The following is an 11584-nucleotide window of genomic DNA, read 5'->3' on the forward strand; positions in this document are numbered from 1 at the left end:
TAACTCTGTTACAAGCCCTGCTTTTTCTAGAGTATTTAAGATAGCTGATTTTAGTCCTGTCAATCGTAATATCATGTAGGCTTCACATACACCGTCATCATCAGTATTTTGTAACATGTGAAAATAAAGAGCCTGAGACCCTATCACTGTAGCTAAATTAAAGAAGTGGCAACGTTATCGGAAAGAGCAAGCCTTTCCTACTCGCTTGAAAGATGATGGTTTGGTCTTTGTCAATCTCGATGGTCAGCCTCGTAGTTTTGATTACATCAACTATCATCTAAAGGTAATTTTGAAGAAGTACGGTCTTAAAAAGATTACGCCTCAAGGGTTTCCGCATACGCATTGTAGTTTACGTTTTGAAGCTGGAGCTACAGTAAAAGAAGTACAAGAGCGTTTGGGTCACGAAGATATAAAGACAACCATGAATATCTACGCCCATGTGACAAAGGAAGTAAAAGAGCAAACCGCTCAAAAGTTTGCTCAATTCATGAGTATGTAGGCTGATGGCAATCAAAATAACCATCACGCACCAAAGAAGCCTCTCCCGATGTCTCGGAAGAGGCTTACTGGCAACAGTTCTGTACTGTAAATAGGGTTTCTTATTTGAGACCGTATTTTTTGTTGAACTTGTCCACGCGGCCATCTGCTTGAGTGAACTTTTGACGGCCAGTGTAGAATGGGTGAGAGTCAGATGAAATTTCCACACGGATAAGTGGGTAAGTTTCGCCCTCAAATTCTACAGTTTCTTTAGACGGCTTAGTAGAACCGCTAAGGAATTGGTAACCAGTCGTTGTGTCAAGGAAAACAACTGGACGGTAATCTGGATGGATGTCTTTTTTCATGTTAATGGTCCTTTCTGCCATAGCCCTTTGCGAGCCATAGTTATTAACCATTATATTTTATCAAAAATAGCAGAGCTTGGCAAGAGATTTACCCACTTTTTACCAATTTATTTGCCAGTCACCTTGTCCTAGTCCTCCCGTTGCTTGGTTCGTGCCATACCAACTAGACCTGTGTTGAATAAGAAAGCACCAATCAAAGGAACAATACCATCCAGCTCTCCTGTATTTGGCAGAGCTGGGGTAGCCACCTGCTCTTTGAACTGCGGTGTGGAACTAGTAACTGGAACGGCCATGACTGCTGGGGCAGACTGGACTGACACCTCTGAGGTTTTCGTCTCCTTACCAGCTATCAAACTTTGGAGAGTTCCTGACAATGGCTCCGTCGTCGGAGCAGTATCTGAAACTACTGTCTCCTCCTCTGGCAGAGGGTCGGCGGTCGGAGCCTCCGTTGGAATGGCGGTCTTGTCCTCTGGCATAACATCAGCAAAGTCTGTTGGGTTGAACACATACTCAGGCAGAGGGTCTACGGTAGGGGCTGTATCTGGAATAGCGGTCTGCTCCTGTGGCATAACATCAGCAAAGTCGGATGGGTTGAACACATACTCAGGCAGGGGTTCTGCGGTCGGAGCCTCCGTTGGAATAGCGGTCTTATCCTCTGGCATAACATCAGCAAAGTCGGCTGAGTTGAACACATACTCAGGCAGAGGGTCGGCTGTCGGAGCCTCCGTTGGAATAGCAGTCTTATCCTCTGGCAGAACATCAGCAAAGTCGGATGGGTTGAACACATACTCGGGCAGGGGGGCTGCTGCTGGAGCTTCCGTTGGAATAGCGGTCTCCTCCTGTGGCAAAACATCGGCAAAGTCGGATGGGTTGAACACATACTCGGGCAGGGGGTCGGCTGTCGGGGCTTCCGTTGGAATGGCGGTCTTATCCTCTGGCATAACATCAGCAAAATCGCCTGGATTGAACACATACTCGGGCAGGGGGTCGGCGGTCGGTGCCTCCGTTGGGATGGCGGTCTTGTCCTCTGGCAAAACATCGGCAAAGTCGGATGGGTTGAACACATACTCGGGTAGAGGGTCGGCGGTCGGTGCTTCTGTTGGAATGGCGGTCTTGTCCTCTGGCATAACATCAGCAAAGTCTGTTGGGTTGAACACATACTCGGGCAGGGGGTCGGCGGTCGGTGCCTCTGTTGGAATGGCGGTCTCTTCCTTAACTTGGTTGGCCAAGGCCAGGCACAAGTCTCGCTTGGTCCGCAGGGCCTCTAGGGTGGCCAAAATAGCCTGATAATCTGCCTCCAGTTTGGCTTTTTCTTGTTTCAAGTCCGTCAGGTCAGCCTGACGCTTGGCCAGATTCGCAGCCAGTTGGTTAGCGGTAGCTAGGGCCTGACGGAGGGCTTGCTCCTCAGCTTTTAAAATCTGCTCCTGTTGGCTGAGTTGGTCTAGACTTGCCCTAAGCTTGGTCTTGTCCTCTCCAAGCTGGGACAGGGCCTTATCAGCAATCGCTAAGGCTTCCTGAGCAGCTGCCAACTGGGCTGGGGTCACGGTGCTAGCAGTCAAGTTCTCTAGCTTGGCCAACTCCTCCTGCAGGCGGTTCAACTCCTTGCCTGTCGGTGACTTGGCGTTCAAAACCATGGTGGTCACAATCTGACGGGTCTGGAAAACCTGCTGCTCAATCTTAGTCATGGTCTCCTCAAAACGCTCTGGCTCAACAGGATAGATAAAGGTGGTCTGAGGAAGGAATTGAGCAGGCGAACTGGAAGTAGAGACAATATCATCTCCCCAATAGTGCTTCACCTCTTGTGTCTCAATAAGGGGGTCAATTTGCTGTATGTCGTCAGGTTCATTTCCAAACATAGTATATACAAACCACTGACCATCATCAGTTAAGGCAAATACTTTTGAGAAGTGTTTATGTTCTATCAAAAACTCGGAAGTAATCGGAAAATGTCTAGCATTGACACCCGTTCCATTTGGAAGCTCCCCGTGAAATGCTCGTTTGACAGGCAAACCACCAATCATATCAGTTTTATCATCATGGATATGTTGTGCTACTTTTGAAAAAGCACTACTTTCAGGAGCAAAATAAAAGCTAGTGCCTTCATACTCAATTTTTGAGACTTTCTCAAATGATTGGGCTTTAGTAAAGATATTGACATTCAACCTCGTTCTATCCCCATCTGTACTAGAGGTTTTAAACTCTTCAAGACTTACCCTAGTATCATCAGGATTCCCAAATACCCCTTTGTCCGCCAAAGTAGGTGATAGACCTGGCAGGCTGGTCAGAGTATAGCTGAAGTCCCCGCCTGCCGCCCCCATACCCAAGGCCACATTATTGAGGTTGAGCAGGTTTTTAGCGTGACCAAAGCTGGGCTTAGTATTGGTGTACTCGGCGAACCACTGCATGAGCAGATAGTAGGCCAGTTCCCGGTCGCTGTGGATAAACTGGTCGTTCAGGTGGCGAAGAGGGGTAGTGGAAAAGGCCAGGTTTTCCGTCACCCGATCGTTGCCACCTGGCGTCTTGAGGTTGTTGGTGCTATGGCGATCTTTCTTATCGGGAATCAGGCCCTTGTTGAGCTCATCTGCACGGAACTGGGCATAAGCCAGGGCATCATCAGTCACCACAATGTTTTCAAAGGAAATGCCGTTGAGGGCACGAAGTTCCTTAATGTAGTCCACCGTGTGCTGAGACACCTGACGCAGGTCTGGCTTATAGTCAGGGTTGTAGGGTTGCTCAACACGAACAGGTGCACCGCTGTAACGGACACTTTCCACCGCCCATGACCGACGAGAGCGATCAGCGAAAAAGTCCTCGTAAATCCCTGATGTCCGACGAACAACCGCTGTCTTACCTGTTTCTGCAAAGTAAGCTCGGCTATCTTCCAACTCCGCCTCCAGGGTCTTATAGAGGTAACGGCGGTACTCAATGTCCGTCACCTGAGCCTCAGGAGGCACCGCCTCAAAGTAGCTCCGACCATCTGGTAAGACCAAATCATGGATAACTGGTACCGATTCGTTGGCATCCACCCAACTCTTGGCCTCAGCGATAGCTGCCTCAACCCCTGCGATTTTTTCTTTGAGTTCAGAAATTTTTGAAGCATTCTCGGCCTGGACAGCTTTCTCAGCCTGATCAGTCGCCACCAACTGGGCCAGGTCTTGGGCCGCCTGGTCACGCTTGGCTTGAGCCTCTGGTTGGGCCTGCTCCAAATCTGCCAAAGCCGTGGTAGCCAGGCTAGTCATCTGGCTGGTGTTAGCCTGCTGAGCCTGGTTGCTGTCTAGGTCAGTCTGAATGGCCTCTTCTGATGGTCCTGGGTTAGCGGTCAAACTTGAGATGGCTTGCTCCGTCTGGCTAATTTCCCCAGTCACAGTAGCGAGTGCTGCCTCTGTTTGCCCCAGAGCCTGCTCCTGCTGGCTGATTTCCTGGTCTAAACTCTCCTTGGTCTGGTCTAGATTGCACTCACAGTCCTGCTGGGTGGTCTGATCCACAGGGGCCATATCTTCCGCCTGAACGGTCACACCAGTTCCCAAGAGGGCCACGGTCCCCAAGAGAACGCTGGCAGTCCCCAGACTGGATTTTCTCAGTGAGAACCGCTGGGCAAGATCAAACAAACGACGTTTCTTCATCATAAGCTAAACTCCTAAACATTATATCATTCCTATTATACCCCCCCCGATGATTTTGTCAACCAATAGTCAGAATCGTTCAGAAATTTCTGGGCTTGCTATCTGACAGAACGTCATTCGTTTGCCTATCCAAATCAAACTGGCCACCAACTTCTCATTACCCTTTCCCTCTAAATTATGGTAAAATAAAAGGGCATCTTGTATAGAATGGAAGAAGACATGAACCCAATCACAACATTTCAAAATCAAAAAGTCCTTGTTCTGGGCCTGGCCCGCTCTGGCGTGGCAGCAGCCCGCCTCCTAGACAAGCTGGGGGCCATTGTCACCGTCAATGACAGTAAGCCCTTTGAGGAAAACCCAGACGCCCAAAACCTCCTCGAAGCAGGCATCAAGGTGGTCTGCGGTAGCCACCCGATTGACCTCTTGGACGAGGACTTTGCCCTCATGGTCAAAAACCCAGGCATTCCTTATAGCAACCCCATGGTTCAAAAAGCCCTGGAAAAGGGCCTGCCCATCTACACTGAGGTCGAGCTGGCCTACCTGATTTCTCAGGCGCCGATTGTGGCCATCACAGGCTCCAACGGCAAGACCACAACCACAACCATGATTGCCGAGACATTTGAAGCAGCTGGCCGCCGAGGTCTGCTCTCTGGCAACATCGGTTTCCCAGCCAGCGAGGTGGCTCAGACCGCGACCGCTGACGACACCCTGATTATGGAACTGTCTAGCTTCCAGCTCATGGGCACAGACAGCTTCCGCCCTCACATTGCCGTCATCACCAACCTAGTGGCCAGCCACATCGACTACCACGGCGACTTTGATAACTACGTGGCGGCCAAGTGGAACCTCCAAAACCGCATGACAGCCGACGACTACTTGGTCCTTAACTGGGAACAGCCCTTGGCAAAAGAGCTGGCGCAGAAAACCCAAGCCACGGTGGTCCCATTTTCTAGCACCCAGCAGGTGGACGGGGCTTACCTGATGGACGGTCACCTCTATTTCCGAGGAGAAGCCATCATGCCAGCTGATAAAATTGGCGTCCCAGGCAGCCACAACGTGGAAAATGCCCTGGCAACCATTACAGTCGCTAAATTGTCAGGCCTGCCCAACGAGGCCATCGTTTCCGCCCTCAGCGGTTTCGGCGGGGTCAAGCACCGCCTCCAGCAGGTGACAACCATTGACGGGGTCACCTTCTACAACGACAGCAAGTCCACCAATATCCTGGCTGCCCAGATGGCCCTGTCTGGTTTTGACAAGAGCAAGGTTGTCCTGATTGCGGGTGGTCTGGACCGAGGCAATGGATTTGATGAGCTCTTGCCAGACATCCAGAACCTCAAACACATGGTGGTTTTGGGTCAATCCGCTCCTAAATTGATTGCAACTTGTGAACAGGCTGGTGTGGCTTACAGTCAGGTGACTTCCGTCTCAGAGGCAGCCAAGGAGGCCTTTGCCCAGGCTGAGGCAGGTGACGTGGTCCTCTTTAGCCCAGCCTGTGCCAGCTGGGACATGTACAAGAACTTTGAAGAGCGGGGCGACGATTTCCTGAAAACTGTTGACCAGCTCAAGGGAGGTCAACATGTCTAAGAAGATTGTTCTAACAGGCGGTGGGACCGTTGGCCACGTGACCCTCAACCTCCTACTGATCCCTCTGCTCATCGCTGACGGTTTTGAGGTCCATTACATCGGTGATAAAAAGGGTGTCGAGCACCAACAAATCAGCCAATCAGGTCACCCAGTGACCTTCCATGGCATTGCGACTGGTAAACTCCGCCGCTATTTCAGCTGGCAGAACCTGATGGACATCTTCAAGGTGGCCTTTGGGGTCTTGCAGTCGCTGGGCATCTTGGCCAAGGTTCGGCCCCAGGCCCTCTTTTCTAAAGGCGGTTTTGTGTCGGTGCCACCAGTTGTGGCCAGTCGTGTGCTGGGCATCCCAGTCTTTATCCACGAGTCTGATTTGTCCATGGGCCTAGCCAACAAGATTGCCCTCAAATTTGCTACCAAACTCTACACGACCTTTGAACCTGAAATCAACTCTCCCAAGGTCGAACAGGTTGGGGCGGTGACCAAGGTGGCTGACCAGTCGCTATCTGACGATTTGGCTGACAGTTTGGCCGCGGTTAAGGCTCACTTTGACCCTGCTCTGAAAACCCTGCTCTTTGTGGGGGGGTCGGCTGGGGCCAAGGTCTTCAATGACTTTGTCAGCCAGAACCCTGGCCTGACCCAGTCTTACAACGTTATCAACCTGACAGGTGACAGCAGCCTCAACACCCTCAGCCAAAACCTTTACCGTCTGGATTATGCCACCGACCGTTACCTGCCCTTGCTAGATATGGCTGATGTGGTGGTCACCCGAGGCGGCTCCAACACCCTCTTTGAACTGGTGGCCATGCAAAAACTCCATGTCATCGTCCCGCTTGGCAAGGCAGCCAGCCGAGGTGACCAGTTGGAAAATGCGGCTTACTTTGAGAAGAAGGGGTACGCTGCGGTTCTTCAAGAGGAAGAGCTGACGCTGAACAAACTGAATCAGGCCGTCAACAAACTCTTGGGCCAAGAAAACACCTACCGCTCTGCCATGTCCCAAAGCCCAGAAATCACGGCGCTAAGCAGTTTCTATGGGCGGCTCTTGACCGATATGGGGGTGAGGCATGGCTAAGAAATCCAAAAAGGCGACTAAAATCCCTGAACAACCACCCTTAACCGAGTGGCAGAAACGAAACCTAGAGTTCCAACAACGCAAGCTGGAACGTCAGGCTGCTCAGGAACGAGCCGAAGCCCAAAAACAAGAGGAGAAACGCCAACAACTGACGCAGCAGCTGAATAAATCCAATGAAAAAGCACCTCAAAAAAGTGCCGATAAAGGGAAAAGTACCGCTAGTCCAAAAACTAAGCCCGTCAAGCCCAAGAAGACCCTGCTGTCAAGTGCCGATAAAAAAGCCTTGCCCCTCTTGCTCCTTTCGGCCCTGGTCTTGCTCTTGTCCTTGTTTATGATTAGTCCTTATAGCAAGCAAAAGACCTTTATAGTCACCGGCAATGATCATGTTTCCCAAGCAGATGTGGTGACGGCCACAGGCATCAAGGATCAGGATTACATCACTAGCCTGATTGGCAGGCTCAAGGCCTACGAGAAAGCCGTCGCTAAAAACAATCCTTGGGTCAAAACGGCTAAAATCACCTACGATTTTCCCAACACCTTTCACATCTCGGTGGAAGAGTCTCCCATTATTGCCTACAATCAAACCAAGGACGGCTACCGTCCTGTCCTGGCAAACGGTCACCTGATTGCGACCTATGGTGATGGCCAACTGCCTGAATTGGCCTTGGCCTTGCCATTTGAAAAGGAGGCTGACCGCCTTAGCTTTGTCAGTCAGTTCATGACCCTGACTCCTGAACTCCGTAGTTCCGTTCAGGGCTTGACCTTTGCCAATTCACAGGCGACAAAAGACCTGCTCGTTCTAACCATGGCTGAGGGGCATACGGTCCGGGTTCCCCTGTCTGAAATCGCCTTAAAACTTCCCTACTACCAATCCATTAAGAAAGACTTGATTTACCCAACCATTGTGGACATGGAGGTGGGAATCTACACCACTTTCCCTGAACTGGAAACGCAGGCTTCTGAAACCAAGGCCAGCAGAGAACGGGAACGTAAAGAACAGGAAGCCCTGGCCAGCCAAGCAGCCAGCACAGCTGCTAGTAGCAGTCAGACGGAAACCAGTTCCTCTTCAACGACCGCCTCGTCCTCTTCTGACTAAATTCACCAACAACAAAAACCAGCTCCTGAAAAACAGGGGCTGGCTTTTTGAGCTCATTATAAGGGCTTAGATGGCATTTTTATCATGACCGAGTGAGCGTTGAACGGCTTTCACGATTTCAACCACAACCAGCATGAGGCCTGAACCAATGATGGCTACCAACCATTGGGTTGGGGTCAAAACGGTCACGTGGAAGAACTTGCTGAATCCAGGAACCACGATGGTCACCATGAGCAAGAGGAAGGCCGCAACAACTGACCAGTTGAAGAGCTTGTTCTTGAATGGGCCAACGGTGAAGATGGACTGGTAAACAGACTTCACGTTGAAGGCGTGAACCAACTGGATGAGGCCCAGGGTTACATAAGCCATGGTCAGAGCATCAGCATGGATGGCTTCGTAGCCAGTATGCTCTGGGAATTGCAGGGCAAACCAGTAAACACCAAGCACCAAAATGGTTTGCAGGATACCTTGGTAGATGATTGACTCAAGGACACCGCCGTCAAAGAAGCTTGACTTACGGCCACGAGGCTTCTTAGCCATAACGCCTGGCTCAGCAGGCTCAACACCCAAGGCAATCGCAGGAAGAGTATCAGTTACCAGGTTAATCCAGAGCAAGTGAACTGGCTCCAGAACGTCCCAACCAAAGAGGGTTGCCAGGAAGATACAGAGCACTTCAGCCGTGTTGGCAGAAAGCAAGTACTGGATGGTTTTTTGGATGTTTGAGAAGACCTTACGTCCTTCTTCAACCGCCACGATAATGGTAGCAAAGTTATCATCAGCAAGGACCATGTCAGAAGCACCTTTAGAGACTTCTGTACCGGTGATACCCATACCGATACCGATATCGGCAGTCTTCAGAGACGGTGCGTCGTTAACCCCGTCACCGGTCATGGCAACAACCTTGCCTTCATTCTGCCAAGCCTTAACGATACGCACCTTGTGCTCAGGTGATACACGGGCATAAACAGAGTATTGCTTGAAGACTTTTTGGAACTCCTCGTCGCTGAGTTCATTGAGTTCCGCACCCGTAAACACGTGATCTTCCGTATCTTCTGGATCGATGATTCCTAGTCGCTTCGCAATAGCTTCCGCTGTGTCTTGGTGATCACCAGTAATCATGATTGGACGGATACCAGCTTCTTTAGCCACACGAACGGCTTCCGCTGCTTCAGGACGCTCAGGGTCAATCATACCAACCAAGCCTGAGAAGACCAAGTCGTTTTCAACAATTTCAGTTTCAAGAGTTGGAACAGTCTCCGTGTACTTGTAAGCCATCATGAGGACACGAAGGGCTTGTTTGGCCAGAGACTTGTTGGTGGCCAAAATCGCCTCACGGTCAGCATCTGTGATTGGACGGATTTGACCATTGTCTTCAATCTTAGTCACACGTTTGAGGAGCTGGTCAGGGGCACCCTTAACGGCGACGAAGTAACGGCCGTCAGCTTGCTGGTGGATAGTTGACATGAGCTTACGCGTCGAGTCAAACGGCAATTCAGCCACACGAGGCTCGCCAACCAGGACTTCACGAACGTCAAAGTTCTTGTCCAAACCGAACTGCACCAGGGCAGTCTCCGTTGGGTCACCAATCAATTTACCAGATGGGTCAACCTTGGTGTCGTTGGCAAAGTTCATGACACGGAGGGTTGAGTTGCTGGCTTCAAAAGCTGCTGACGCATTGAGCAACTCACCGTTGGTGTAAACTTTCTCAACGGTCATCTGGTTCATGGTCAAGGTACCCGTCTTGTCAGATGCGATGATTTCCGTTGAACCCAGGGTTTCTACCGCTGGCAACTGACGGATGATGGCATTACGCTTGGCCAATACTTTTGTACCGAGGGACAAGACAACGGTAACGATGGCTGGCAAACCTTCTGGAATAGCCGCAACCGCCAAGGCGATAGCTGTTGTCAAACCTTTCAAAGCTGCTTGACCACGCAAGAGACCAACCACAAAAGTCACCGCAGCGATAACCAGAACCGCATAGGTCAAGATTTTAGACAGGTGGTGGAGGTTTTGCTTGAGTGGGGTATCGCTCTCGTCAGCGTTAGCCAACATGCCGGCGATGTGACCAACCTCGGTGTACATACCAGTATTGGTCACCACACCTGAACCACGACCGTAGGTCACGTTTGAGTTCTGGTAGGCCATGTTGACCCGGTCACCGATTGGGGCATCCGCCGCCAAGTCAACAGACAGGTCCTTATCAACTGGAACAGATTCACCGGTAAGAGCCGCTTCTTCGATTTTCAGAGAGTTGGCTTCCAGGAGACGCATGTCCGCAGGCACAACGTCACCCGCCTCCAGCATAACGATATCGCCAGGCACCAATTCTTTTGAATCCACTTCGATTACGTGGCCGTTACGACGAACACGAGCAACTGGTGACGACATGTTTTTGAGGGCTTCAATGGCTGCCTCTGCCTGACCTTCTTGGTAAACACCAAAGGCGGCGTTGAGAACAACGACAGCCAAGATGATGATGGCATCGGGCAAACCGTGAGTCCCTTCGGTCACAACCGTCAAGACTGCCGCCACCAAAAGGATGATAATCATCAAGTCCTTGAATTGGTCCATGAATTTTTGGAGCAGGGTGCGTTTTTCACCCTCGTCCAATTCGTTGCGGCCGTAAGTTGCCAAACGTTCCTTGACCTGGTCGTTTGACAGGCCATCAATGGTACTGCCTAGATCGGCCAAGACTTGGTCGCTAGGCTTGGTGTAGTATTGGTCACGTTTTTGTTCCTGTGACATGGAATCTCCTTTCGGTCTTTTTCCCACAGAAAAAGACCTGTTTATTTTCTAAACAAGTCTCGCGGTTTAAGGTAGGGCCGGAAATTGCTTTCGACATGACGACACTACCACGATTGACCCTCGGACCAACCGTCTGCTACTCCCTTGATATGAATAAAGATATTATACACAAAAAGATAAGAAAAGACAAGAATTTTAGTTTGTGACCAAAACAAACGCAGTGGCTCTCTAGTCAGGTAATCTCAGAAAAATCCTTAGAAACCGCCTCAACACACCTACTCATTTGCCATTATCCTATGACCGCACAAAAACACGCCTCCGTAGGGAAGCGTGCGATTGTCTTATTTTTGCCGATTAAGGCCCTTTGACACCTTGGTCTTTGCACTCAGACCAAGCATGTCCTTAATCACATAAACTCCCAGCAAGCTCATCAGAAAACCAACGAAAAACTCTGGGGGCGATTGGAGCACCCTGACAAAACCCAGGACACTCAACACCAAAAAGATGCCGATGCTACCAACCAACAGTACAGTGTTCATGGTTCCCTTGACCGTCTTAGGCACCCAAACCAGGTAGTAGAGGGTCAAAAGAAGCCCAGCAATCAGGTAGAACATGCGAGCCT

General features: G+C 50.5%; 8 protein-coding genes. 4 read left to right on the forward strand and 4 right to left on the reverse strand.

Annotated features, from left to right (window positions below):
• The first annotated feature begins 205 nt into the window (after nucleotides 1–205).
• Complete coding sequence (locus AC3ARB_RS07890) at nucleotides 206–499, forward strand: tyrosine-type recombinase/integrase (RefSeq protein WP_488320029.1); 294 nt, start codon at nucleotides 206–208, stop codon at nucleotides 497–499.
• Between the two features lie 100 nt (nucleotides 500–599).
• Here AC3ARB_RS07890 and AC3ARB_RS07895 read toward each other — a convergent pair whose 3' ends face one another.
• Both AC3ARB_RS07895 and AC3ARB_RS07900 read right to left on the reverse strand, forming a co-directional pair.
• Nucleotides 600–842, reverse strand: coding sequence for a type B 50S ribosomal protein L31 (locus tag AC3ARB_RS07895; RefSeq protein WP_488320030.1), 243 nt, complete (start codon nucleotides 840–842; stop codon nucleotides 600–602).
• 128 nt (nucleotides 843–970) lie between these two features.
• Complete coding sequence (locus AC3ARB_RS07900; RefSeq protein WP_488320031.1) at nucleotides 971–4468, reverse strand: YSIRK-type signal peptide-containing protein; 3498 nt, start codon at nucleotides 4466–4468, stop codon at nucleotides 971–973.
• A gap of 216 nt (nucleotides 4469–4684) precedes the next feature.
• Here AC3ARB_RS07900 and murD point away from each other — a divergent pair, with 216 nt between their 5' ends.
• From murD to AC3ARB_RS07915, 3 genes are read left to right on the forward strand one after another with little or no spacing between them, the layout of a single operon-like run.
• The gene (gene murD / locus AC3ARB_RS07905) at nucleotides 4685–6049 is read left to right on the forward strand and encodes a UDP-N-acetylmuramoyl-L-alanine--D-glutamate ligase (protein ID WP_488320032.1); all 1365 of its coding nucleotides are present in this window, start codon (nucleotides 4685–4687) and stop codon (nucleotides 6047–6049) included.
• Nucleotides 6042–7118, forward strand: coding sequence for a UDP-N-acetylglucosamine--N-acetylmuramyl-(pentapeptide) pyrophosphoryl-undecaprenol N-acetylglucosamine transferase (locus AC3ARB_RS07910; protein ID WP_488320033.1), 1077 nt, complete (start codon nucleotides 6042–6044; stop codon nucleotides 7116–7118). The genes murD and AC3ARB_RS07910 overlap by 8 nt, the downstream gene beginning before the upstream one ends.
• Entirely contained in the window at nucleotides 7111–8214 is a 1104-nt protein-coding gene (locus tag AC3ARB_RS07915) for a cell division protein FtsQ/DivIB (protein WP_488320034.1), read from the forward strand. Before AC3ARB_RS07910 ends, AC3ARB_RS07915 begins: the two co-directional genes overlap by 8 nt.
• 66 nt (nucleotides 8215–8280) lie before the next feature.
• Here AC3ARB_RS07915 and AC3ARB_RS07920 read toward each other — a convergent pair whose 3' ends face one another.
• Nucleotides 8281–10962: a cation-translocating P-type ATPase gene (locus tag AC3ARB_RS07920; RefSeq protein ID WP_488320035.1), complete on the reverse strand. Its 2682-nt coding sequence runs from the start codon at nucleotides 10960–10962 to the stop codon at nucleotides 8281–8283.
• Nucleotides 10963–11303: 341 nt separating this feature from the next.
• A complete protein-coding gene (locus AC3ARB_RS07925; RefSeq protein WP_488320036.1) occupies nucleotides 11304–11576 on the reverse strand; it encodes a DUF3165 family protein in 273 nt (90 codons plus the stop codon).
• Nucleotides 11577–11584 lie beyond the last annotated feature (8 nt).

Source organism: Streptococcus sp. ZY171113, from assembly GCF_057748235.1.